Source organism: Mesorhizobium sp. Z1-4 (assembly GCF_004000235.1).
Lineage (GTDB): Bacteria > Pseudomonadota > Alphaproteobacteria > Rhizobiales > Rhizobiaceae > RCIO01.
The window spans coordinates 1-23,205 of the sequence record NZ_RCIO01000009.1; the positions used below are offsets into that span (position 1 = coordinate 1).

The window sequence follows — 23,205 nt, forward strand, 5'->3', positions numbered from 1 at the left end:
TGCGCTGGTAGAACGCTTCGGGCCCATTACCATCATCCGAGAGGAAGCGGAGCCGAAAGGCCTGTTCCTGCGACGGCGGATGAGAAGGCTCGGTGTGGTGACGGTCACGGGGCAGGTGCTGTTCGTGATTCTATCGAAATTCATCGTGTTGATGAGCCGCGCAAAGCGTAGACGTATCGTCGCCGAATATGGCGCCAACGCCGACTTTCCGTCCGGTTGCGAGACGATAGAGGTACCGAGCGTGAATTCTCCGGCCTGCCGCGAAGCGCTTCGCGCCATGTCGCCAGACGCTGTGATGGTCGTGGGAACACGCATCATCAGCGGGGAGACGCTCGGCTGCGTCGAGGCGCCCTTCATCAACTACCATCCCGGGCTGACGCCCCAATATCGTGGCATGAACGGCGCTTATTGGACACTCGTCGGAGGTGACGAAGAAAACCTCGCTGTGACGCTGCATCTCGTCGACAAGGGCGTCGATACCGGCGATGTCCTTTATCAGGAGCGGGTCAGCATGCCGGCCGGCAACAACATCATGACCTATCACCACTACATGGCGGTTATGGCGCGACCCTTCGCCGTGAAGTCCGTGGAGGACGCACTTTCCGGCCGCTTGAAGCCGCGAAGGTCTGACCTGCCTTCCAAACAGTGGTTCCACCCCACGCTCTGGGGCTATCTGTGGACGGGCCTGACACGTCGCGTATGGTAATCGCAGCGGACAATCTAGTCGTGCGAGATGAATTACAGCGACTGGTAGAGGCTCTTCCTGACCTAACTCGATGCCAAACGCCGGCCGGTGCCCCCTTGCGCGAACGCGACAAGGACGATCTCCTGTCGCCGGGTTCAAAGGCCCAGATCAACTGGGTACTGGTAGACAGCAACGGACCAACCAATCGATAACCGCGCACTCAAAGCCGCCTGCAAGGGTAGCGTAGGTAGAAATTCTTTCTGGAACAACGCTACTGGATCAGCATATCCGTGATCTGATTCACGCCGTGGCGTGAATCATAGGCGATGATAACCGTGATGCCTTCAACAATCACGCTCACATCCATTTCCGCGGGCAGCTTATAGGTCTTGCCGTCGTCGAGCGTAATGGTCATCTCATCGGGATCGACCTGCCTGACCTCGCCTTCTGTATCCGCTGCCAACGAGCCTCCCGTGTCCGCCGCATGCGCACTCGCCGTTACTAACATCAACGCCTACGCGGCAGCGACTATCGAGCGCATTTCCGTGTCCTTTTAGCAGTTTTCACACCCGCATCATGCAGATTGCCTATCCACCTTTCATGACCGGGTACCCCGCGTCAAGGCAGGAGTTTACCGCTATTCGATAGGTTGCCCGTGCTTTGGCTTGGATGTCGGACAGCTTCGGTTGTCTGGACTTGCCCTGCTGTGGCGAAGAGCTATTGGCTCACTTTCTGGCCCTCATCAATTTCACCGCATGCGGTATTTGAAGGCGAACAAGGAATGCCGTCTACGGGTTTGTAGAATCCGTCGATGCACCAGGCCAGGGCGCTTTCGGCCGGCGAACCGTAAATACGGCCGGAAGAACGAACAATCCCGGATCGACCGCCCACACGCCATGGACGACGAAGCGCAACGGCTCGAGATCATGCCATGCATCTCGGCTCAACCTGGGTCAGAGAAAATCGTCGCAGCAACGCCCAGTTCATTTTCGAATAATTCCGCCGAATGTTCGCGCCCACCTTTGGGCCGAGTAGTGATCGAAGAACCAACGGATTGGAATGATGGCGGTAACTGGAGACAATGGCACGTTCCTGATCTAGTGGCCGGCCTGGGCGCGCTTTGGTGATGCGCGTCCAACGGCGTATCTATCTCCATGAACAGCTACTGCGACCGGTAACACGTCAACCGATTGGATCCGGATGTCCGGCGAGGCTCTGCGTTCCGACGACGATCGGCGAACCGGTCGGGACACGCCCGTATAGGTCGATGACGTCCTGGTTCATCATCCTGACACAACCGCTGGAGAGGATTTGCCGATTGTCCAGTATTCCGGCGATCCATGAATACGATAAAGTGTGTCGACCCCGTTCTTGAAAATATAGAGCGCTCGCGCGCCGAGCGGATTGTCCAAACCCGGCGGCATACCGCCGTTTGCGGCACTCCATCTGGCGAGTTCTGGCTGCCGGGCGATCATCTCCTCCGGAGGCGTCCATTTGGGCCATTGCTGTTTCCAACCGACGCGGGCGCGGCCCGACCATGCGTAGCCGGCGCGCCCCAGGCCAACTCCGTATCGCAATGCTTTCCCTCCCTCCTGTATGAGGAAGAGAAAGAACCTGTCGGTATCGATGATGATTGTGCCGACCTGTTCGGTCGTGGCGTAGTCGACCTGCCGACGGTAGAATTTCGACGGAACCCTTTTGAGGTTCACCGCCGGGATCGGAAATCGCTCCTTTGGCCTAGGCCCATACATCAGGGCATAGGAGGGACCAGGTCCTGGAACGGACGGTTTTCCCTCCACCGGCGCCCTTGTGACGCAACCCGCGAGCGACAGCCCCGCGAATGCGGCAGCCCCGCTCAGCAGTCGGCGGCGATTCACTTGATGGCCGGTCAACACAGGCGCACTACCTACCGGCTTCATAAGAGATCTCCATTTCGCCATCCGAACTTCCCGCGCGGAAGACATACTGCTTTCATGTGAATGTGGCGGTTTTCCCCGCGACGATCCGTATCCACGGAATCTCCTCTCGGTTGAACCGGCACAATACCGGTTTCCTGCCGCTTCCAGCAGGTGGAAGGTCCAGGGCGACAAGAACCAGGGTCAGCCCTTTTGCGGAAGTTCGGCGGCGAGCGGAAGGGCGACCTCCACGCAAAGCCCGCCGCCCTCCCTGTTCCGCAGCCGGATGTCCCCGCAATTGGCGCGAACCAGGGTGCGGGCAATGGTCAGACCGAGTCCCGTGCCACCGGATTCCCTGCTTCTGGAGTCTTCGAGTCTGACAAACGGATCGAACACCTCTTCCAGCTTGTCTTCGGGAATGCCGGGTCCCCAGTCGCAGATCTGAATCTCGGCCATGTCGTGGTTTGCCGCTGCCGGGCCCGGCACCGCTGAACCTTGCCATGCACATTCTGGTCACGTTCTTCCTGTTCGATGCCGACCATCCGAATCGCCAACAGCTCAGCGACAGTGCCGGTCAGCCAGAATGCATCGAACGATCCTTTCGGCGGTGATGGTCCTTGGGCTGGTCGTGGCTCATTTTTCGGCGATGGCCGATGATCATTTGGGCACCACTGTCGCCATCGAGAACGCATTCGATGGCGCCCACACGCACGACAAGCCCGACACCCATTGCCCGCCCGCGGCATCCTGCGAGCATACGCTTTCGGGCCTGACGCCGGTTTCGGGCACGATACGCCTCACGCATCCTCACCCCGTCGGCCAGGACAGCGGCGATCGGGATCCCGATACCCGCGAACCGGGCGTCGATCCGCCGGTCCCACGCACCGCTCCCGTTCCTTCGAAACATAACGAAGGTCTTCGGGGCCTCCCTCCGGGAGCGGACGAACGGCCTTTACCTATCCGACTACCGATATGGAGAATGGAATGCGTATAAATCGCATGCCCTTGGCACTGTTGTGTGCCTTCGTCACCGCCGGGACCGGTCTCGTTCCGGCCCGTGCGGAAACAACCGCCACTGTCGAAATGCTGAACCGGAAGGGCGACGAACGTTTCGTCTATTCCGAAACGCTGGTTCGAATCGAACCGGGGGACAAGATCAGATTCGCGGCCGCAGACAAGGGGCACAACGCGGTTTCAGTCGCGGGCATGCTCCCCACCGGCGCGGATCCTATCAGCGTTCCGTTCAACAAGGATGGTGAGATCACGCTGACCAGGCCCGGCCTGTACGGGATCAAGTGTACACCGCATGTCGGCCTGGGCATGGTTGCCCTTGTTGTCGTCGGCAAACCCGTCGATCTCGATGCGGCTGTCGACGCCGCAAGCGATCTACCAAGCAAAGCCAAATCCCGCATGTTCGAGCTGCTTTCGCAGCTCTGAACCGACCACCCAACCAATCAGGACAGACCCAATGGTTAAGACCGTAACACGCATCCTCCCCCTCGCTGCCGCCATCGGCGCCGCGTTGCTGCTAGGCGCAGTCGCTGCGCGCGCCGATGCCGGCCATGGAAACGGCTCCGTGCCATTCGGCAAGCCGGGTCATGCCGCCCAAGTCGATCGCACGATCGAGCTCGACGTCGACGGCATGAGTTACAGCATGGAGAAGCTTGACGTGAAGGCCGGTGAGACGATCAGGTTCGTGATCAGGAACGAGAGCGAGATCGAGCACGACTTCACGATCGGCGACAAGGCAACGCAGAAGTCGCACCGCGCCGAGATGGCGGAAATGATGGAGCACATGGGCCCCGGGTCTGCCACAATGGAGCATGACGACCCGAACGCCGTGTTCCTCGAGGCCGGCCAGACCCGCGAGCTGATCTGGATCTTCGACAAGGCCGGAAATTTCGAGTTCGCGTGCAACGTTCCCGGACATTACGAGGCGGGAATGCACGGCCCGATCACCGTCGGTGACAACGACGCGTAGTTTCGCCACGAGGATCCCGTCGGCAATGCCGGCGGGATCTACCCAAGCAGACAGCGAACACATCGTTACCTGCAGCATCGAATCCTCGCGGCCGCCGATGGCACGCGATTGAACCGTTTGCACGGCGTCCGAGTCCGAAGCTCTACTCTCAAGCTCGAAAGTCTCGCGACTCCACTGATCGCTTGGAACAAGACCAATCAGCTACCGTATCACACACGACAGCTTTGGTTTGTCAGTCGGCTTCGACGTCCTGCTCCATCGCCGTCACACTTCCTTGCACAAGTTCCGTCCATATGCTTTGGGTTCGCTGTTCGGCACAGTTTTGGGCGCACTGCCTGCTGTAAGCCATTGTGCCCATATTCATTTTTAGAATTGATTGTTCGTCCGCTTGGACCAACGGATCCAACAATGATCCTATCCCGCAAATAAGCTTGATTCATGCTGGAAAAGACGACAAGACCGAAGCGACTGAGGTGACCGGCCCGATCCGAATGCTTCGGCGACCTTCCGACGCTGAAAAGTCCAGGACAGCAGGATGCAGAACGACCCAAACAATCGTCTCCTCGATCATCACATCGGCAACTTCATTGATGCGCTCGAGGTCTGCCAGGACGAGGCCTCGGTCAGATTCTCGTTGAAAACCTTTGCCAGGGATTCGGGGTTCAGCCGGTTCGTCTATGCCGACATGGGAGCGAAGAACATCCGCCGTTACTCTGACTATCCTGACGAATGGCAGCGTCGATACCTGTCTCGAAACTACGTGGCGCGCGATCCGATCGTCGCCACGGCAAAGCGGACCATGCGACCGACCGTCTGGTCGATCAAAGACCGGAATCGCTATGGCGCGGAGCAACGCAACGTAATGGACGAGGCAAATGAATTCGGGATCGCCTCCGGTATGATGGTGCCGATACATGGCGGTTTCGGGCGGACGGCTCTCCTAGCACTCGCCTCTGATCACTCGGATGCACCGGACATCGCCGTCCGCGATGTTGCATATGTCGCGACTGCGGTCGCCTATGTCCACATCAACCTGTTGCGACTTTCCAATCGGACTATTGACGCGGCGGAAAACTCGCTGTCACCACGTGAGCAAACCTGCCTGATCTGGGCTTCGTTGGGAAAGACAAAGGCAGAGACAGCACGGCTGCTGGGCATTTCAGAAAAAACTGTCCGTTACTATCTCGATTGCACGCGCGACAAGCTTGGCGCCGTCAACACCATCAACGCCGTCAGGATCGCAGCCGAACGCGGTTTTCTGTAGCCAGACAGCCTTGTATCAATCTGACGCTTCGGGCAGATCCGGCACGTATCCGAGCCGATCCACCAACAAGTTGACTACGACCAGTTGTGCCTTGTTGTTAAGCATCGCGTGGACATAGGCATCTCGCAACGCGCCGCCGCCCTGCCCCCGCGGCGACTTCATTTCCGCATGGGCTTTTTCGGCCAGATCGAGGAGCCGCCGATGTTCGATGATCGACTGGATGGTCACTGTTTCAAGCTGTGATCTGTTTAGCATAGCGACAACTCCCTCAATTGCCGCAGCTAGATCACCTTCAAGCGCTTGATGCGTCTTCCAATCTTCGCCCATGCTCACGCCCCGAAGGCTTGGTCCACGGTGCGCGCCCGCAGACAAAAATCCTCGAGCCCAAGCCGGGGGGTAGAAACCGTTTTCCGACGGCCCTGCGACCTTTAGTGCCGAGGCACCTGGACATACGTCACAGGCCCCCGGCCATTGGCCAGAGAAAATCGGTGCCATTCGGTCGACACCAACCTCGGAAAAGGAGTTTCTACGCTCCAAAGCGGCGCGTACCGCTTCGAGCGCGAAGTTAGGCGAAACCAGATGCGATGACCAGACACCATTTGTGCCAGACATCCTTGTCGGAGACGGCCATGAAATCGGCGCAAAATGCTTGACAAGGACTTCCCGCCAGCAGCAACCCGAGAACATTCCGCGCCAGGCCGGATCTTTGCAGCGAACTGCCCCGGTGCGACCATCTGATCTGAGCGATGTTCTCCGGCAGCGCCGTTCACGCACCGCCAGCGACAAGCGGTCCGGTCCGCAGCACGCCCAGCGAACCCCTTGCGGCGAGTTCAAGTCCAATCATCGCGAAGTTGACATGTCGCCTGACAAGGGAGGAACGAATGTATTGACCGCGTCAGCGATTGAACGCCACGATCAGGTCCAGATCGAACAAACGCGCCTAGAAGACGGCAGCCGCCATTTAAGCCCCGATGATGTTGATGCCCCGGCCCACCAGCAGCTACCAATGGTGACAATCGCGTTTGAAGAATGAAATGCCTATTGCATGATTGGCCAAAGGATAAACTGCTCATAGCATATCAAAGGCGCAATCAACGTCCCGGAAAATCTGCTGCCACGGGGTTTGGCCGGCTGCGCGATCAGCCCGCGCCGCTCGTAGAAACGGATGGTCTACACGCTGCGGGCCTAGATCATCGAACCGACGTCGGATGCAAAGCTCGGATAGGCGAAGATAAGTCGTTTGATCCTGTTCGCGGTCAGGTCCGCGGCCATCGCCATTGCAAAAAGGTTGATCTGTTCCTTAGCGCCGGGGCCGATCAGATGCGCACCCAGTATCTTGTCCGTCCCCTTTTCGACCAGGACCTTGTAGGCGGTGTGCCTTGCGCCGACGCGCAGGGACGAGTACCAGCCCACCGTCTTGTCGAACCGGGCGTCGAAATCCAGTCCCTTGTCGCGTGCCACGGCTTCGGAAAGCCCGACGGAGGCCAGTTGCGGGAGCGTGAACACGACGCTTGGGATCGGCGGATAGTTCAGCTCACACTCATCCTTGCCGGCCAGCAGGTTCTTGCCGGCGATCCGGCCTTCGTTGGCTGAGACGGGCGTCAAGTTCGGGCCACTGTCGGCACAATCGCCGGCAGCGAAGATGGCGGGGTTTGTGGTGCGCATGAATGGGCTGACCTTGATGCCCCTGCGGCTATATTCGACGTCTGCGGCTTCGAGATCAAGGTGGTCGATATTGGGCACACGGCCGGTTGCATGGACCACCAGATCGCCATCGACGGTCTCGGTCCCCTTCGGTGTCTCGTAGGCAACCGTGAAACCGGTGCCGTTCTTCTCGATCTTCAAAACTTTGGCCCGGGTCCGCAGATCGATTCCCAACTCTGCGGTCGCTTCGCAGAGAATGTTGACGAGATCGGGATCGAAATTGCCGAGCGGCCGATCCGTCATTTCCAAAACCGTCACCTCGCGCGCACCTGCACGCTTCGAGATATGCGCGAATTCCATCGCGATGAATCCGCCGCTGACGAACACTACTTTGTCCGGCCTTTCGGGCAGTTCGAGGAAATCGGTGCTGGTCGCCAGCAATTCCTCGCCGGGGATGTTCAGCGTCATCGGCCGGGCGCCGGTAGCGATATGAAGGTGCCGCGCCGACAGGGTCTCGCCATTCACCTTGATCGTGTTATGTCCGGTGAAGCGCGCCTCGCCATGCAACACGGTGATACCGGCTTTCTCTAGTCCGCCTTCGATGCGGCCGGGCATCGCGTCGGTGAACGTGCGCTTGAAGGCGATCATGTCCGGCCAGTTGACGTCCGTCCGAGCATTCAGCCCCTTGCCGTCAAGGCTGCGAGCCCATTCGACCCCCTCGGTTACTGCGATCAGCATCTTTTTCGGATCGCAGCCCCGCAATGCGCAGGTGCCGCCGAAAGGCAGACTGTCGATGCTGGCAACCTTCCAGCCGGCGTTCGCGGCCATGCGGGCGACTCCGTTTCCAGCCGTCCCACCTCCGATCACGATCAGGTCGAAACTGTTTGTATCACTCATGCTTTTTTCCTCTTTCGACCTGTCGCGGTTGCCAGATTCCGTTTACGGCTTTTCAGACGATACATTATCGGTGTGTCGGGGCCCCTCGACTGCCTGGCGCTTGTGTGGATTGGCAGATGTTACACTCGCTGCCTTCTTTCCGCGAATGCTGTCGCCAGTTCTCGCGAAAGCCTATTTGTGCGGGCCATGAAGGGGATGCGTGATGGCGACTTTGCGAACATCATTGCTGCTCGGACGTGCACTCCAGCGCCACAAACCGATTCCGAGGACGACCAGGACAGCAGGGGCAAGCCAGAACGGGCCACTACCGATAAGCCAGCCGGAGATGCCGGCAAAACTGATCGCCCGGGTTGCGGCAAGCGCCAGCGCGCCGCAACAAACGATCTTTGCTGCCAGCAGCCACGCCACGCCAAATCCATGCGAAGGTTCCACCTTAGCCTCCTATCCAGCGCAGCAGGACAGCTTCGCCACGTCCTTGCCAAAGCCCTGCGCGGCGAGTTTCAGCCCTTCGACCGTGGTGAGATAGGGAAAGATCGTCTCGCCCAGTTCTTTTGTCGTCATGCCGTGCTTGATCGCCAGCACCAGGGTCTGGACGCTGTCGGCACCCTCCGGCGCCAGGATCTGCCCGCCAAGCAGACGATCGGTCCCAGCGTCCGCCACCAGCTTGATGAGCCCGCGCGTGTCACGGGCGGCCAGCGCCCGTGGCACCTGGTCAAGGGGAACGATCGAGGTCTTTGGCTCGAATCCGGCGGCCCGCGCGGCCTTCTCGGTCAGCCCCACGCCCGCGACCTGCGGATCGGTAAACGTCACCCACGGCATGGCGGTGCTGTCGTAGGCGAGGCTGCCGCCGTTGAGCGCGTTGAGGGTGGCGAGCTTTGCGCCATAGGCAGCCATGTAGACGAACTGGTCGCGGCCGGTGACGTCGCCCGCGGCGTAGACGCCGGGCTTCGAGGTGCGCATCCGCTCGTCGACGACGATGCCGCCATTGGGCGAAAGCCTTACCCCCGCTTCCTCAAGCCCGAGACCGGCCGAATTGGGTCTGCGGCCGGTCGCGACGAGGACACGCTGCGTCGTCAGGAGCTCCGGCCTCCCCCCGCGGTCGATGGTCAGTTCGACGCCATTCTCAACAGTTTTCATGGCCCGGTAGGAGAGCCCGGTCAGAACCGAGATCCCGTCATCCATCAGATATCGGGTCAATGCTTCGGAGATTTCCGGCTCAGCCCCGGGCAGCAGGCGACTGCGGGTAACGAGGGTGACCTTCGTCCCCGCCCGCGCGAACATCTGCGCCAGCTCGCAGCCGATATAGCCGCCGCCGAGGACCATGAGCGAAGCTGGCTGATCGGCCAACTCCAGGGCGGTGGTGCTGGTGAGATAAGGGACATCCGCTATGCCGGGAATATCCGGCAAACCCGGCGCAGACCCCGTCGCCACGATGATCTTGTCCGCCGCGATTGTTGCGCCGTCGACAACAACGCCCTGACCGTTTAGGCGCGCCGCGCCTTCGAGATAGGCAACGCCGTTGTAGTCGGGCAGTAGGTCTATATATTTCTTCTGGCGCAGCGTCGCGACCAGATCATCCTTCGCCGCGATCAACCGGCCCCAGTCCACAATATTCGCCTCGCCCGCAAGACCGGGAAAACGTCCGGCGGCGCGCGCGCCGTGCAGCGCTTCCGCTGCGCGGATCATGGTCTTGGATGGCACGCAACCGATATTGACGCAGGTGCCGCCGATCGTGCCGTGGCCTATGAGAGCGACATTCGCGCCTTGTTCGGCCGCCGTGATGGCGGCGGAGAAGCCAGCCGAGCCGGCGCCGATGACGGCCAGGTCGTAGCCATTCTTGCTCTTGTCGTTTGTCGAGCAGCAATCGGACATGTCAGGCATTTTCCTTGTTTGGTTGAGTCTCGCATGAGCAGCACGCCGCGATAGTCGTGCCGACGATACCGGTTCTGAGGATCGTCGCGTGTTTCATCGCGCCTAATCTTTCACCTCTGCCGGGTATCCGGCATTGGCCGAGGCAGCGATTATGGCTTCGGCGGTCGTCACCGACGGATCGAACACCACGGTTGCCGTTCTGGCATCGAAGTCGATCTCGACCTGTCTCACACCTTCGACACCCTCCATCGCCGTTCTCACAGTGACGGGGCAGAGCGCGCAGGTCATGTCCGGCACGTCGAAGATCGTGGTCCGTTCGGTCTCCGCCGCCAGCGCGATCGAAACTAGAGTTGGCGATGAGACAGACCCGATAAGGGGAAGGCCGGACACGCCGATAGCCATCAATCCCACCGCAGCGATGAAAAGTCGTTTCATGTTATTCCTCCTAATAGAAAAGCCGCGCCCACCAGTTGATCGTCAGCGCCAGGACGACCAGAACCGTCGAGAGCCAAAGGGCAGATTTGGTGATGAGGGCGGATTCGGGACGGGCGCAGTAGGACCCATCCTCGCAAGCGGGTCTGGTCTTGAAATAGACCTGCCGGAACCCGAGCCCGATGAAGACCAGCGCCACGCCGGCAAAGATCGGCTTGTAGGGCTCGAGCGCGGTGAGGTTGCCGATCCACGCGCCCGATACGCCGAGCATCAACAATAAGAGCGGCGCAATGCAGCAGGTCGAAGCCAGGATGGCGCCAACGATTCCTCCAGCCGCAAACCATCCCTTTTTCCGATCTGCCACTTGCGTTGGCGCGTCTGGCGCGACGGCTTCGATCTTTGTCTCGCTCATGCGGTTCGCCCTCGAATTTCAGTCGAAGGCAAGCTACGGTCTGTAGCAACTACAGACTCAAGGAGAAATTCGCGCCATGGCTGATCACATTTCCGGGAAGCGATTGCAGCGCGCCGAGTTGGCAAGGCACACGGGCTGCAATCTCGAAACCATCCGCTATTACGAGAAGACCGGCATGATGCCCGACCCGCCGCGCACGGCGTCGGGTTACCGCGTCTATGACGACGGCCATGTGTCGCGGCTGCGTTTCATCCTGCGCGCCCGCGAACTCGGCTTTTCCATCGAGCAAATCCGCGGCCTGCTCGACCTCGTCGATGGCGGCACTCAGACCTGCGCCGAGGTGAAGGCGCGGACGGAGCTGCACCTCGCTGATGTCCGGGCCAAGATCGCCGACCTGAAACGGATCGAGAAGGTGCTTGCGGAAACGGCCGAGCGATGTTCCGGCGAGGACGTGCCGGAATGTCCCGTGCTGGAGGCGCTGGCATCGTGATGACAACACTCGCAATTAATATCGGCGCGGCAATAGCGGAAATTGCCGGCTGCTTTTCCTTCTGGGCTTGGCTACGCTTGGACCGCTCGCCGCTCTGGCTCGTGCCGGGCATGGCCGGTCTTGCCCTCTTTGCCTGGCTTCTCACACGCATCGACAGCGATTTTGCGGGCCGCGCCTACGCGGCCTACGGCGGCGTTTACATCACAGCGTCGCTGTTCTGGCTTTGGGCAATGGAATCTCAACGGCCCGACCGCTGGGACGCGACGGGCGCAGCGGTCTGTCTGGTCGGCGCTGCAATCATTCTGTGGGGTCCGCGATCCATTTGATGGATAGAATCGGGATCGATAGGCAATGTAGCCGACGCGCCGAATTCATGACTTTCCAGAGCCGCAGGTCCCGACCAGATCGCGATAGGCATCGATCAGCGGCCGAGTGCTTGCAGTAGAGATCGGGCGTTCGCAATCCAGTTTCTCTAGTGCTGCGAGCATGAATTCGGCGATGTCTGGTCGGTCTTGCCGGCGGGCGCATCTGAACACGCGCAGAATATCACGCTCCAACTGATCTGCATTTGTAGTCATCGCCGTCGCTTCCTTGCTTGAGGTAGAGGCTGCGCTCTCCAGCAATGGGAAGGTCAAATCACGATTTCTTTAACTCTCCCCCGATCGAAATCAGCCTATTGAAGACAGTATGGGAAAGGTCTCCAGGAGCCAGAAGGCGAACGCCGACAGATAGCCTGTCATCATGGCGACGCCCATCGCGATCATGACCAGTCCCGCCAGCATGCACAGAACGCGCCCAAGGCGTCCGAACGCCTTTAGCCTTGCGGCCAGCGTGTCGGTGAACAGCGCGGCAAGCAGGAACGGCACGCCAAGACCGAGCGAATAGATCGTGAGCAGCATGATGCCGTCAGCGAGCGTCGCCGACGCGGCGCCGACCGTCAGGATGGCGCCGAGGATCGGGCCGATGCACGGTGTCCAGCCAAAGGCGAAGGCCAGGCCGAGGACATAGGCCGAGACGGTTCGTCCGCCGGGCAGATCGAGGTGGAAGCGCGCCTCGCGCATCATCCACGCCGGGCGGATCGTTCCGAGCATGAACAGCCCGAACAGCGTGACGATCGCGCCCCCGACGATGTTCAACTCGAACCGGTAACTGAGCAGCAACTGGCCAAGCGCCGAGGCGCTGGCTCCAAGGATCACGAAGACCGTGGTGAAGCCGAGCACAAAGCAGAGGCTGAGACCGAATGTCGTGCTTCGAGCGACAGCTATTTCACCGGAAGGTGAAGGTAAGGTCGACCGGCCGGCGACATAGGAAACATATCCAGGCACCAGCGGCAGCACGCAGGGCGACAGGAACGAGACGATCCCGGCCAGGAAGGCGCTGAGGATGCCGATGTTGGAGAATTCAGGCATTCGGACAAACTTTCACAGGCGAGTCCGGCTTCATCGGCCCCGATCCTTCCGGGCCTGGTCGATCAGCCGCTGCATGGTTTGCAGGTCGGTGGCGCCGCGCAGTATCTCATCGCCGATCACGAAGCCCGGCGTTCCGTTGATCCGCAGCGCCCGGGCGAGTGCGAGATTGCGCTCGACCTCGGCATCGATCGCGGGATCCTGCATGTCGGTCCGGAGTCGTTCGACATTGAGGCCGATCTCTTCAGCGACAGAGATGACTTGCTCCTCGTCGGCCGTGCCCGAGACCTGCATCATGGCTTTGTGGAACTGCGGGTAGAGGTTCTGCCTGCGAGCGGCGAGCGCCGCCCTTGCCGCGAACACGGAATTCGGCCCCAGGATGGGAAACTCCTTGTAAACGATCCGCAATTGGGGATCGTCTTCTTCGGCCTCCACCATCGCCGGTGCGACCTGGCGGCAATAGGGGCAATTGTAGTCGAAAAACTCGACCATCGTGACGTCGCCTTGCGGATTGCCGCCAACCGGACTTTCGGGGCTGTTGAGCAGTTCGTCACGGTGCGCGGTAAGGGCCGCCTGAGCCTCCGTCTGTTCCGCCTCCCGTTGCTTACGTTCGAGGTTCTGCATGGCCTCGACGATGACCTCCGGGTTGGCGACAAGATAGTCGCGCACCCGCCGCTCGAACGTGTCCTGCGGCAGGTTCTCCGACGTCGTCGTGGGCTGCTGGCCTACCCTGAACCCTGGATCGAGCAGATACCAGGCGCCCGCCGCGATGATCAGCAGCAGGGGCAGGAGAAGAAAGCCGAAGCGGCGCCCCGTGAATCTCGAAAGCTGCGTCAATTCCCTACTCCCGCCGTTCAGAACCAACCCGTCAGCCATTCCCACCATTCTTCTTTGGCAGGTGGCTTCGGCGCGTGCGCATTGTTGATGAGTCCGTTGATGTATAGAGTCATGTTTGTTTTCTGGAATTCAGCACCATGGAATAATCCGGCATGCCGTCCGTTGCGATCGATGACGTACGCCATTGGCAACTCCTGGCCGCGACTACTCAGCGCGGCAAAACGATCCGCTGCGGCGGCAGTCGTCTCGTCGTTCGATGGGATCACGAGCCGCCAGTTCGCATCGTCCCACGGTGCTTCGATCGACGTATCTGTGTCGTGAACGGTTACGAACGTGACCATTTCCTTCATCGGCGAAACATTCACCTGCTCTTGCACACCTGCGAGAGCAGCCTGCTGCTTGGCACATGGACTGTTACAATTCCGCGGAACAAAGCTCAGCACGATGATCTGATCATGGAGATCGCCGAGGCGCAGGACGTCGCCGCCTGATTTTTCGACACCCAGATTGGGCGTGGAAGGGTGATCCGCGACCTCGAAGGCCGGCTCCTGTTCGGTCATCACCTCATCGATGCGCTCACCGGGATGGTTTGCAAATGCCGGCTGTGCGGCCAGCAGGAAGGCCAGGATCAGGAAGCGCTTCATTCAGCAGCCTCCCTTGGCCCCACGGCCGCTATTCCGAGCACCGAAACCTCAACAGTGATCTCTCCGGCGTTCTCGAAGCTGAGCGTCATGGGGAATGTCGTGCCCTCGCTGAGTTTGTCTTGCAGTCCCATCAGCATCAGGTGCATGCCGCCGGGTGCGAGCGTGATCCGCTCACCGGCCGGCAGCTCAAGCGTTTCGATGTGTTTCATGCGGCTTATGTCGCCATCCTTTTCGACTGCGTGAATCATGACCTGCCCGGCAACAGGCGTGGCCACACCGAGGAGCTGATCTTCCGTTGCACTCTCGACCGTGACATATGCGGCGCCGGGACGGGAGGCGAGGACGGAGGCCCGCGCCCACGCATCGAAGATGCGGACACTCTCCTCCGCGAGGGCTGGGGATGCGACCGCCAAAGCCACCACCACTGTTGCAATCAGTTTTCTCATCATTGTTTCCCGTTCATTCTTGCAAGGACATCGGCGGCCATCTCTTCGGCGGACTGTTCACCTTCGCGGAAGACATCCTCAAAGCGGCCTTCGGGTCTCATCAGGTAGATATGTCCAGCGTGAGCCATCAGGTATCCGTCCGGAGCCGTTGCCTCTTCCATTCTCTCGTAATAGACGCGGAAGGATTGGGCAGCCGCGGCGACCTCGGATTCGGATCCGGTCAGCCCAACCAGCTTCGGGTGAAAGGCCTGGACGTATGCCGCCATCACCTGCGGCGTGTCGCGGGACGGATCGACCGTGATGAAGATCGGCGCAACGCGCTCGACCTCGCCGCCAAGCCGATCCAGCACGTTTGCCAGATAGGCGAGCGTGGTCGGGCAGACATCCGGGCAATGGGTGAATCCGAAGAACACGAGTTGCCAGTGCCCGAGGAAGTCGGCCTCGGTAACGCGATTTCCGTTGTGGTCGATCAACGAAAACTCGGAGCGAATTGCGGCTTCGCCGACGGTGACCGGCGGCGGCTCGCGCACGCCGATCATCCGGACGAAATAAGCACCACCGAGCGCCAGCACGGCAGCGGCCACGAGGATCCATAGGCTGAAGCGTATGCGCCTGAGCTGCGTTGTCTTGGTTGATGTCATATCAGTCATCCTCGAAAGGCCCTGCCCATCGCGATACGGCTCCTCAATTGTCTGGGCACGTTGCGATGCCAGGCTGTGCCCGGCCCACCCTCCGGGATGGAGGGCGGCCGGGATCGGGCGATCTAGCCGTTCGTCCCTGGGGCGCCGTTGTTGTCGGGCGATTTCTCGCGCCACTGCTCGTTGGGCCGTCCGGAGCCGTCATGGCTCATGGACTGCATCATCCTGTTGCAGCCCTCCATCATCTCGCTCATCTGGCCCATCATGCCCATCATGCCGCCTTGGCCCATCATGCCGGAACCCATCATGGAGTCGCCGGACTCCTCTGAGTCATGGGCGTAGAGCGCGGGTGCAACCGCGAGGCCCGCGATAACGGCAGAAGCAATAGCAAGCGCTTTGATCGATTTACGCATCGGTCGGTCTCCTTTCCTTGGAGGATTGCGGTTCGGGGCTTGCAAGAACGGCGACGTCGCCGCTCATGGGAGCCGGGCGGTCAGGCGGTGTGTCGAGAGCAACGGCCTGCGTGACTGGCCCTGCGTCCTCGATCTCCGCCGGGCCGGCGTTGCTCGCGGCGGTCGAGCAGGACTTGCCGCCTGACCGGTTCATGCACAGGCCGAGGGCGCACATGGCGAGGCAGGGCAACACGCTGATCAGGATCGGCGCGATGCCGGCAGCGGCCAACCAACTCCAGTTCAACGCGAGGCCCGCCGCGATCGCCAGTCCGGCGAGCACCAGCAGACCGCGTCGGCTGCCGAGGTAATAGCGAAGGGCATAAAGCAGGTCGCGACCGAGCGAGCCGTCTTGAGATGGTGACTGTTGTGTATCGGCCATGGAGGCTTCCTTTTCAGTTTGACGTCAGATGGGTTTTGAGGAATGCGATCATCTCGGGCGTGTCCCACTCGGCCGGTCCGACGAGCCTTCCCAATTCGCGGCCCTCGCTGTCGATGAGAAGCGTCGTCGGCAGTCCCGGAGCCTGGAGGTCGAACGAGGCCCGCATGGAGGCGTCGATGTAGAGGCCAAGATGCTCGATGCCGATTTCGGCGTAGAACTTCCGAACCACCTCCGGCCCGGCCCGGTCGACTGAAAGCGGCACAACCTCGAAGGCAGGGTCGCCAAGTTCCGCCTCGAGCGCATCGAGAGTCGGCATTTCCTCGCGGCAGGGCACGCACCACGTCGCCCAGATGTTGAGCAACACGGTCTTGCCCCTCAAATCGGCCAGCGTAAGAGCTTCGCCGTTCCCGTCCTCGAACTTGATTTCGGGGAGCGGCCGCAGCGCCTCGTGCATCACGAAAGACCGGGACGAGGCCGTCTCAGCCTGTCCTCCGCCTTGAGGCGCAGGCATTGGCGTGCCTCCGCTGAAATAGATCACGCTAACGATCGCGATCGCGGCCAGTGCGAGCGTGCCTGCCGCCAGAAATACGATTGCGCGCTGCCCCTGCAGGAGCTTCCTCATTGGCCGTCTCCCAGGGTGTTGTCGCCTTTGGCCTGACTGCGCAGTTGCTCCACGAGCGGCAGGATGGTGCGGATAAGCACCTCTTCATCCACAGGTCCGATATGCTTGTAAACGACGCGTCCGTCGGCACCGATGACGAACGTCTCGGGTACGCCGTACACACCCCAATCGATCGCCACGCGCCCGCTGATGTCGGCCCCCGTGCGCGTGTAGGGGTCACCAAGGCTGTCGAGCCACTGCGCCGCGTCGTCCGGTTGGTCCTTGTAGTTGAGGCCGTGCAGCGGCACGGTGCCTTGCGCCGCAAGCTTCATGAACAAGGGATGCTCCTCGCGGCAAGCAACACACCAGGACGCGAAGACATTGACCAGCGACACTTCGCCCTTGAGATCGGCGCTCGACAGGCCAAGCGCCCGGCCTTTGACCGGCGACAGCGCGAAGTCGGGTACCGCCTTGCCGATCAGCGTAGATGGTAAGTTGCTTGGATCACGCGTCAGCCCCCAAGCCAGCACCACGGCGAGCACGCTGGCGAGAACAAGCGGCAGGAAAACCAGGAGATTGCGACGCCTTATGGGAGCCGTGGGATATTCGTCGGTTCTGCTCATGAGCCATCTCCGTCCTTGGCCGTTATGCGAGCCTGCACGTCCCGCTGACGCTCGGGCCAGGTGCTTTTGATGAACGCGAGTACGGCAGCGATCTCCTCGTCGCTCAGGATTTTCCCGAAAGCGGGCATGTCGCTCTCATAACCCTCGACGACACCGCCGACGCCGAGCTTCGTCATGTCGAACAGGTCCTGGTCCGAGTGGTGCCAGGTGTGCCCGCTTTCATCGTGCGGAGGTGCCGGCATGCGTCCGTTCTCCAGCCGACGCTTCCAGTTCGGTTGGCCTTCGAGGCTTGTGCCGTGGCAGGAGGCACAGTTCTGCGCATAGACTTCTTGGCCGAGGGCGATCTGCTCACTGGTTACGGGCTGGCCACGGAAGGTCACGTCCTGCGTACTCACATCGTCGTCCTGCAGTTGAGCAGACGCCGCGATGGCTGCCACGGCCGAAACAGCGACAGCGGAAAGAAGGATTACGCCGCGCCTCATCTTGGTCCCCGCAGATATTTCATGAGCGCGAAGAGGCCAAAAATCAGAACTGCGAGGACCAGAAGCCCTGCGAGAACGACTCCGGCCATCATCAACATCATCAAAGACCCATCCATCATTGCTAGATTACTCTTCGGAATAAACAGTGACGCCGTCCTTGCCGAAGGCGTAGGTCTTCAGCGTACCGGTCTTTGTTGGCGCCATGCCGGGAGCGTTGGCGGGCATTCCGGGCAGGGTAATCCCGGTGATGTCGGGGCGTTCGCTGACCAGGCGCTCGATGATCTCGGCCGGCACGAGTCCGCTCACGACATAGCCGTCGATCTCGGCCAAATGACATCCGATCCCTTGCTGCGGAACCCCGGCCTCGATCGAACGCTTGTCGAAGTTGGGGTCGTCGACGCGCGTCACCACATAGCCGTTGCCCTCCAGATAGTCGGCATAGGCATCGCAGCACCCGCAGCCCGGATCACGCCAGATGGTGATCACCTTATTACCCGAGGCTGCCGCGACGGATGATCCTCGCAGGGGCGCGTTCGCTGACCCCAGCGACCAGTAGGCGATGCCGGCTGCGGCGACCACGGCGACGAAGGCTGCGGCAATTGTTTTCTTGTTCATGACATTCTCCGTTATGCGCGTGCGAGCGCGGTCCAGTTCGCGCCGCCATCGCGGCTTTCAACGACGCCATCGCCGGTGATGGCAACGACATGATCGGCATTGGTGGGGTGAACGGCGACGGCCAGCGCGCGCGTGTTCGACTTTTGCGACCACACGACTCCGGCATCCTGAGATTCCCAGATGCCCGAAGGTAGCGCGGCGTAAAGCCGAGTGGGCAGCGAAGCCGCGCTGACCAATCCGTTGATCGTCTCGCCTTGGGGAAGTGGCGCCTCCGACGGAGCTGGTTTCCCCGAGGCAAGCGCGTCCATCGCATCGCCCGGCTGCACGTCCTGCCAGCGGCAGAAGCAATCTGGCACGCGGGTGAGACCGAGTTCGGTTCCGGCGTAGATCCAGATGCCGCCCATGCCTGTTGCGAGTTCGACCGAGGCCAAGGCTGTCAAATCGCGTTCGGCGTCTGCCAGCCAGGGCCGGTCCATCGCGAGGGCCCATGACCGACCGGCATCCTCGCTCTTCCAGAGACCATCGCCGTGTATGGCGGCATAGATGGTGTCCGGCTCGGCGGCTGCCACGGTGACTGCTGTCACCGGGGCACCGGGCAATCCTTGACTTCTTGCCTCCCACCGGTGTCCGCCATCTTCGGATAGCGCAACGCCACCGCCCGTGAGCCCCGCCACAATCCGGGCCGGCCGGGCGGAATGCGTCGCAAGCGAAATAATGCCGCCTGCCTCGGGAGCGGACAGCTCTATCCAGCCTCCGGCGCCATCGCTACGGGAAAGGGTGTCTCTCGCCCGGATCAACGCATCGCCGTCGAATGCAATTGCGGGGCCGGCTGCCGCGGGTGCGGCGCGAAGGCTGATCGGCAGGCCGATCAGCCCGGCGCCCGCCATCATCGTGCCAAGGAAGACGCGTCTGGAAATGCGAGTGGAATTGCTTGTCATGGTTGCCATGTTGATGTCATTCATGTTCAGCGTGCCTCACAGCCTTCGGTGACGAGCTGATCGAGGTCGGCGAGACTCCGGAAGATTACCGAGAAACGGTCGCCGCCCATCCCGGCGCCAAGGATCACAGGAACGCCCGCTGGCGGGCCGGTCTCGACGCTATCGATCTTGAGCCGAATGTTTTTCTCCCAGTACGGCGTTTCCCGGCCGTCACCGGTGGTGATGAAATAGCTGTCACCGCAATGGCGAATTGCCGTGACACGAATTTTCGGCGATGGCTCGCCGATTGGTTCCGGCGCCCCGGCGCGAAGCCAACCAGCCGGGATGAGACCTGCGTCCACGACGCGCCTGCCACCGCCGGGCTGGCCGGCGATTTCGAGGAAGGCGACAAGGTCGGCGCGCGCCTGAGGGTCGTCGATCCCGCGGAACGTCATGTAGGTGCCAGGAATCATGCCCGCCGGATCCTTAAGCCAGCCGTCGAGCGCGGCAGCGTTCCAGGAGAACCCCGCGTCCTTCAGTCCGCTCGAATACCGGACAAACCCCTCCGCCGTGCCCGCAGTGCGCCCCATGAAGCCGTCTAGGCTCGGCCCGCTGAGGTGCAGTCCGGGTTCGAGGGCATGGCAGGCGACGCAGGCGCGATAGGCTTGCGCACCACGCCGTGCTTCCCCGTCGGCAAGTGCGGCCGAACTGACCGAAAGGCCAGCCAATGCGGCGAGACAGAGGACCATCCGGCTCATATCCGCTCCTCCTTCCCGGAAACACGGATCACCCCCATCATCCCGGCGGCCTGGTGCTCGAGGATGTGACAGTGGAACATCCAGTCCCCCGGATTGTCGGCGACGAAGGCGATCTCGACCTTCTCGCGCGGCGCCATCAGAACCGTGTCCTGCCACTCGCGATGCGCCGTCGGCTGGCCGTTCCGCGACAGGACGCGGAAGGAATGTCCGTGCAGGTGGATGGGGTGATGCCAGGCTGTCGCGTTGGTCATCGCCAGGACGCATGTGCGGCCGCGCGGGAGCGTCAGCAGCGGGTCCATGACGTGGCCGGTGGCGGCCTTGCCGTTGATGAACCAGATGCCCTGGCCATGCATCATGTTCATCATGTTGCCCATCATGCCGCCGGAGGACCCGTCCCCCATGCTGCCGCCCATCTCGGACATGACCATCTGGCCCATCATGCCGCCGTTGAACGTCACCTCGTGGCGGATCGCGCCGCGCAGGTCAGGCTCGGCAAGCGGATTGGCCGGCAGTTCCACCGGCCAGTCCGGAGCACTTTCCCTCAGCGCTGTTTCCGCATAGGCGAGCTCGACCAGCCGGTACTCCAGTCCCTGGTAGAACCTGTCCACCACGGTGACCCGATTGCCCGCCTGGTCCTTCATGTCGAGGATCAGGTCCACGCGCATGGCTGGTCCGAGCGTGACGAGCCCGTCCGTCGGCGCATGGGGCGTGACCGGCTGGCCGTCGAGCGCGATCAAGACCGGCTCGAGCCCGGCGAAGTCGAGGCCGAAAATGCGGGCATTGGCGGCATTGATCAGGCGCAGCCGGACCCGTTCGCCCGCGTGGACCGCAATGCTCTCCGGCAGCCGGCCATTTATGGTGACCGTGTTGCCGATCCGGCCGTTGTGCATCAAGTCGTGCCGACTGCCGAAATCGTCGCTGATCGCCGCGTTCCTGGTTAGCCGCCAGTCGTCCAGTATCCAGGTCAATTCGCGGTCGACGCGAACGGGTTCGGCTTCTTCGATGATCAGGGAACCGTAGAGACCGCGCCCCACCTGTACCGTGCTGTTCAGGTGCGGGTGATACCAGAAGGTGCCGGCATCCACGGCGTCGAACTCGTAGGTGAAGGTCTCGCCCGGAGCTATCGGTGCCTGCGTCAGATGCGGCACGCCGTCCATGGCGTTTGGCGTGCGCACACCATGCCAGTGAACCGTGGTTTCTTCATCGAGGCCGTTTTCGACCTCGACGCGCAGGCGGTCGCCCTGGCGGATGCGGATCTCCGGGCCGGGCACCATATCGTTGTAGGCCCAGACCGGCGTTTCCCCGTAGGGCTCCGGAACAAGATGCGTCCGTCCCGATAACGCCTTCAATCGGAATTCTTTGACGGAAGCGGCACGAGCGCGCCGGAGTCCGGTAACCGGAAGCACCGTGCTGGTCGCAAGAGCCGCTGCGGATGTGAGAAAGGTCCGACGCGTCGGCGTCGGTAAATGTAAGACCATGATATCCAACCATCCTGAGAGGGTGTTCGAGACCGCACGCGCTGCCCGCGCGATGCACAGCGGGATCATGGGCGGCCAGTGTGACCGCGCATGATTTCAGGCGCCGCTAACCGGAGGAGCTCCGGGCGGCGTCAACTCAGGATGATGGTTCGGGGAGGATAAGGGTCCGGCGGTCCGGTACGCCCGGCCACGCTTTGCAGAACCAGACTTTGGGTACTCGTCTCAGCACCGGGCAGGCTTGGCTGGCTCGACGGCACAACAGCCAGGATCGGCGATACGCAGGCATTGTCGCACGGCTGCACACCGCCCTTGCCGTCCGGGCAGTCTTTACAGTCGCCCATGTCCGCGCCATCGATCGCGGCAAGCGTCATCTTCATGCTCATCGTGGCGGCATTCACGGCATGCGTAATCGTTCCGGCCGCGAAAGCGGCGAGCACCACGATCATGAAGATGTGGACATACCTTGCCATACTCTACCGGATACCCCGAATCTTGCGTGCTGTCGATGTGCATACGGTCGCAGTTCCTTTCTACCCGCTGCAGATGAGCAACATCAAGACGCCGCGACCTTCCTCCGCGCCCTTTCGGACCTCTACGAATAGGCCGCCTCTAGGTTCGACCGGATCAAGGACCAGCGTCAGCCAGGCGAAGCGTCACTCTCGAAGCCGCAACCTGCCCTGTTTCGTAGATAGGCGCATGTTTCTCGCCCTGCGCGTTGTTCTCGGTAGCCGCCGATACTCAGATAGACAGCATACGCGAACATCATCGATCACAGCCCGGCTCATGGCGACGATCGCCGCTTCGGTGGCACACAGACGAAGCGCGAAGGATCGGCCACGGCGGAACACGGTCTTGGCCCAGCGGCCGAATTTGGCGCAGGTTAGCACTGGCTCAAATCGCCGGTTCACTAGTTTGGAAACGGCAATAGTATGTCTTTCGTTCGACAATTCCCCGATCCGCTGGAATACCCGTCAGCGTCAGCGTTGTAACCGAGGTGGAAGACGACGAAACGATCGTTCCTGGAATTCTCATTTCCGGATGCTCATCCGGAACGAGCGTGAACTGGTAATTGTTCTCTTGGCCGCCTGTCCAAGTCACATTTCCGCGATCGTAATCACCTTCAGAGGAATAGGTCGTCTCGATCCGAGAGGGCGTAACGATGAGATAGAGTTCAAGCTCGTCCGTCTCGTGGTGCGGAACTCTTCCCCACAACCAGTCCTCTGCCTTGGCAATGGACGGTCTGACATCGGCCACCACGCCGCGACAATCCGCATCCGTAGGAACGCCAGGTCCGGGGTACCAGAGATAGACACCCATGGGTCCGGATGCAGCGAAGGTGCCGGACGTTGCCAGACAC

35 protein-coding genes are annotated in these 23,205 nt (G+C 61.3%); 8 read left to right on the forward strand and 27 right to left on the reverse strand.

Annotated elements, in window-relative coordinates; genetic code table 11:
• The coding region (locus EP165_RS19205; protein WP_127524478.1) for a formyl transferase at positions 1-706 on the forward strand (706 nt) is incomplete at its 5' end.
• A gap of 250 nt (positions 707-956) precedes the next feature.
• Here the strand turns inward: EP165_RS19205 and EP165_RS19210 are convergent.
• From EP165_RS19210 to EP165_RS19220, 4 genes are all read right to left on the reverse strand, one after another.
• The gene (locus tag EP165_RS19210) at positions 957-1,148 is read right to left on the reverse strand and encodes a DUF1344 domain-containing protein (RefSeq protein WP_245440242.1); all 192 of its coding nucleotides are present in this window, start codon (positions 1,146-1,148) and stop codon (positions 957-959) included.
• A 719-nt stretch (positions 1,149-1,867) separates the two neighbouring features.
• On the reverse strand, positions 1,868-1,972 hold the full coding sequence (locus tag EP165_RS20850; RefSeq protein ID WP_501981692.1) for a hypothetical protein: 105 nt from the start codon (positions 1,970-1,972) through the stop codon (positions 1,868-1,870).
• The gene (locus EP165_RS20855; protein ID WP_501981693.1) at positions 1,969-2,394 is read right to left on the reverse strand and encodes a L,D-transpeptidase; all 426 of its coding nucleotides are present in this window, start codon (positions 2,392-2,394) and stop codon (positions 1,969-1,971) included. Before EP165_RS20855 ends, EP165_RS20850 begins: the two co-directional genes overlap by 4 nt.
• A gap of 390 nt (positions 2,395-2,784) precedes the next feature.
• On the reverse strand, positions 2,785-3,036 hold the full coding sequence (locus tag EP165_RS19220; protein WP_127524480.1) for an ATP-binding protein: 252 nt from the start codon (positions 3,034-3,036) through the stop codon (positions 2,785-2,787).
• Positions 3,037-3,163: 127 nt separating this feature from the next.
• Between EP165_RS19220 and EP165_RS19225 the strand changes: the two genes are divergently transcribed.
• The 4 genes from EP165_RS19225 (at position 3,164) to EP165_RS19240 (ending at position 5,825) form a co-directional block, all read left to right on the forward strand.
• The gene (locus EP165_RS19225; protein WP_127524481.1) at positions 3,164-3,574 is read left to right on the forward strand and encodes a hypothetical protein; all 411 of its coding nucleotides are present in this window, start codon (positions 3,164-3,166) and stop codon (positions 3,572-3,574) included.
• Positions 3,565-4,017 carry a plastocyanin/azurin family copper-binding protein gene (locus tag EP165_RS19230; RefSeq protein WP_164743102.1) on the forward strand — a complete coding sequence of 151 codons (453 nt, stop codon included), beginning with the start codon at positions 3,565-3,567 and terminating at the stop codon, positions 4,015-4,017. The genes EP165_RS19225 and EP165_RS19230 overlap by 10 nt, the downstream gene beginning before the upstream one ends.
• Positions 4,018-4,048: 31 nt before the next feature.
• Positions 4,049-4,561, forward strand: a complete 513-nt coding sequence (locus EP165_RS19235) for a cupredoxin domain-containing protein (RefSeq protein WP_127524483.1) — start codon at positions 4,049-4,051, stop codon at positions 4,559-4,561.
• 535 nt (positions 4,562-5,096) lie between these two features.
• Positions 5,097-5,825, forward strand: a complete 729-nt coding sequence (locus tag EP165_RS19240; protein ID WP_127524484.1) for a helix-turn-helix transcriptional regulator — start codon at positions 5,097-5,099, stop codon at positions 5,823-5,825.
• A gap of 15 nt (positions 5,826-5,840) precedes the next feature.
• Here EP165_RS19240 and EP165_RS20465 read toward each other — a convergent pair whose 3' ends face one another.
• Entirely contained in the window at positions 5,841-6,152 is a 312-nt protein-coding gene (locus EP165_RS20465; RefSeq protein ID WP_164743103.1) for a transcriptional repressor TraM, read from the reverse strand.
• 274 nt (positions 6,153-6,426) lie between these two features.
• Here EP165_RS20465 and EP165_RS20470 point away from each other — a divergent pair, with 274 nt between their 5' ends.
• Complete coding sequence (locus tag EP165_RS20470) at positions 6,427-6,858, forward strand: hypothetical protein (protein WP_164743104.1); 432 nt, start codon at positions 6,427-6,429, stop codon at positions 6,856-6,858.
• 152 nt (positions 6,859-7,010) lie between these two features.
• Here EP165_RS20470 and EP165_RS19250 read toward each other — a convergent pair whose 3' ends face one another.
• The 5 genes from EP165_RS19250 to EP165_RS19270 form a co-directional block, all read right to left on the reverse strand.
• The gene (locus EP165_RS19250; protein WP_127524486.1) at positions 7,011-8,366 is read right to left on the reverse strand and encodes a dihydrolipoyl dehydrogenase family protein; all 1,356 of its coding nucleotides are present in this window, start codon (positions 8,364-8,366) and stop codon (positions 7,011-7,013) included.
• 171 nt (positions 8,367-8,537) lie between these two features.
• Positions 8,538-8,798, reverse strand: a complete 261-nt coding sequence (locus EP165_RS19255) for a hypothetical protein (protein WP_127524487.1) — start codon at positions 8,796-8,798, stop codon at positions 8,538-8,540.
• A 9-nt stretch (positions 8,799-8,807) separates the two neighbouring features.
• Complete coding sequence (gene merA / locus EP165_RS19260; protein ID WP_127524488.1) at positions 8,808-10,238, reverse strand: mercury(II) reductase; 1,431 nt, start codon at positions 10,236-10,238, stop codon at positions 8,808-8,810.
• Positions 10,239-10,340: 102 nt separating this feature from the next.
• Positions 10,341-10,673, reverse strand: a complete 333-nt coding sequence (locus EP165_RS19265; RefSeq protein WP_127524489.1) for a heavy-metal-associated domain-containing protein — start codon at positions 10,671-10,673, stop codon at positions 10,341-10,343.
• 10 nt (positions 10,674-10,683) lie between these two features.
• Complete coding sequence (locus tag EP165_RS19270) at positions 10,684-11,082, reverse strand: mercuric transporter MerT family protein (RefSeq protein WP_127524490.1); 399 nt, start codon at positions 11,080-11,082, stop codon at positions 10,684-10,686.
• Positions 11,083-11,158: 76 nt separating this feature from the next.
• Between EP165_RS19270 and EP165_RS19275 the strand changes: the two genes are divergently transcribed.
• Positions 11,159-11,572: a MerR family transcriptional regulator gene (locus tag EP165_RS19275; RefSeq protein WP_127524491.1), complete on the forward strand. Its 414-nt coding sequence runs from the start codon at positions 11,159-11,161 to the stop codon at positions 11,570-11,572.
• Positions 11,572-11,898, forward strand: coding sequence for a YnfA family protein (locus tag EP165_RS19280; protein ID WP_127524567.1), 327 nt, complete (start codon positions 11,572-11,574; stop codon positions 11,896-11,898). The genes EP165_RS19275 and EP165_RS19280 overlap by 1 nt, the downstream gene beginning before the upstream one ends.
• Positions 11,899-11,943: 45 nt before the next feature.
• On the opposite strand, the gene EP165_RS19285 is transcribed toward EP165_RS19280, so the two are convergent.
• From EP165_RS19285 to EP165_RS19365, 17 genes are all read right to left on the reverse strand, one after another.
• On the reverse strand, positions 11,944-12,150 hold the full coding sequence (locus tag EP165_RS19285; RefSeq protein ID WP_206075952.1) for a hypothetical protein: 207 nt from the start codon (positions 12,148-12,150) through the stop codon (positions 11,944-11,946).
• A 90-nt stretch (positions 12,151-12,240) separates the two neighbouring features.
• Complete coding sequence (locus tag EP165_RS19290) at positions 12,241-12,981, reverse strand: cytochrome c biogenesis CcdA family protein (RefSeq protein ID WP_127524493.1); 741 nt, start codon at positions 12,979-12,981, stop codon at positions 12,241-12,243.
• A gap of 30 nt (positions 12,982-13,011) precedes the next feature.
• A complete protein-coding gene (locus EP165_RS19295; protein ID WP_245440244.1) occupies positions 13,012-13,815 on the reverse strand; it encodes a DsbA family protein in 804 nt (267 codons plus the stop codon).
• Between the two features lie 17 nt (positions 13,816-13,832).
• Complete coding sequence (locus EP165_RS19300) at positions 13,833-14,459, reverse strand: redoxin domain-containing protein (RefSeq protein ID WP_127524495.1); 627 nt, start codon at positions 14,457-14,459, stop codon at positions 13,833-13,835.
• On the reverse strand, positions 14,456-14,905 hold the full coding sequence (locus EP165_RS19305) for a copper chaperone PCu(A)C (protein ID WP_127524496.1): 450 nt from the start codon (positions 14,903-14,905) through the stop codon (positions 14,456-14,458). The genes EP165_RS19300 and EP165_RS19305 overlap by 4 nt, the downstream gene beginning before the upstream one ends.
• Positions 14,905-15,546 (reverse strand): SCO family protein, encoded by a 642-nt coding sequence (locus EP165_RS19310; protein ID WP_127524497.1) that lies wholly within the window; start codon positions 15,544-15,546, stop codon positions 14,905-14,907. The genes EP165_RS19305 and EP165_RS19310 overlap by 1 nt, the downstream gene beginning before the upstream one ends.
• Positions 15,547-15,668: 122 nt before the next feature.
• Positions 15,669-15,956 carry a hypothetical protein gene (locus EP165_RS19315; protein WP_206075953.1) on the reverse strand — a complete coding sequence of 96 codons (288 nt, stop codon included), beginning with the start codon at positions 15,954-15,956 and terminating at the stop codon, positions 15,669-15,671.
• Positions 15,949-16,374, reverse strand: a complete 426-nt coding sequence (locus EP165_RS19320; RefSeq protein WP_127524498.1) for a hypothetical protein — start codon at positions 16,372-16,374, stop codon at positions 15,949-15,951. Before EP165_RS19320 ends, EP165_RS19315 begins: the two co-directional genes overlap by 8 nt.
• A 13-nt stretch (positions 16,375-16,387) precedes the next feature.
• Positions 16,388-16,996: a TlpA family protein disulfide reductase gene (locus EP165_RS19325; protein ID WP_127524499.1), complete on the reverse strand. Its 609-nt coding sequence runs from the start codon at positions 16,994-16,996 to the stop codon at positions 16,388-16,390.
• The gene (locus EP165_RS19330; RefSeq protein WP_127524500.1) at positions 16,993-17,598 is read right to left on the reverse strand and encodes a DsbE family thiol:disulfide interchange protein; all 606 of its coding nucleotides are present in this window, start codon (positions 17,596-17,598) and stop codon (positions 16,993-16,995) included. The genes EP165_RS19325 and EP165_RS19330 overlap by 4 nt, the downstream gene beginning before the upstream one ends.
• Positions 17,595-18,080 (reverse strand): c-type cytochrome, encoded by a 486-nt coding sequence (locus tag EP165_RS19335; protein WP_127524501.1) that lies wholly within the window; start codon positions 18,078-18,080, stop codon positions 17,595-17,597. Before EP165_RS19335 ends, EP165_RS19330 begins: the two co-directional genes overlap by 4 nt.
• A gap of 126 nt (positions 18,081-18,206) precedes the next feature.
• A complete protein-coding gene (locus EP165_RS19340) occupies positions 18,207-18,695 on the reverse strand; it encodes a DUF411 domain-containing protein (RefSeq protein ID WP_127524502.1) in 489 nt (162 codons plus the stop codon).
• Positions 18,696-18,706: 11 nt separating this feature from the next.
• Complete coding sequence (locus EP165_RS19345) at positions 18,707-19,657, reverse strand: WD40/YVTN/BNR-like repeat-containing protein (protein WP_245440245.1); 951 nt, start codon at positions 19,655-19,657, stop codon at positions 18,707-18,709.
• Positions 19,658-19,659: 2 nt separating this feature from the next.
• Positions 19,660-20,370, reverse strand: a complete 711-nt coding sequence (locus EP165_RS19350; protein WP_127524503.1) for a c-type cytochrome — start codon at positions 20,368-20,370, stop codon at positions 19,660-19,662.
• Positions 20,367-21,848 carry a multicopper oxidase family protein gene (locus tag EP165_RS19355; RefSeq protein WP_206075957.1) on the reverse strand — a complete coding sequence of 494 codons (1,482 nt, stop codon included), beginning with the start codon at positions 21,846-21,848 and terminating at the stop codon, positions 20,367-20,369. Before EP165_RS19355 ends, EP165_RS19350 begins: the two co-directional genes overlap by 4 nt.
• A gap of 131 nt (positions 21,849-21,979) precedes the next feature.
• Complete coding sequence (locus tag EP165_RS19360) at positions 21,980-22,318, reverse strand: hypothetical protein (RefSeq protein ID WP_127524504.1); 339 nt, start codon at positions 22,316-22,318, stop codon at positions 21,980-21,982.
• Positions 22,319-22,739: 421 nt separating this feature from the next.
• Positions 22,740-23,165, reverse strand: a complete 426-nt coding sequence (locus tag EP165_RS19365; protein ID WP_127524505.1) for a hypothetical protein — start codon at positions 23,163-23,165, stop codon at positions 22,740-22,742.
• Positions 23,166-23,205: the final 40 nt, after the last annotated feature.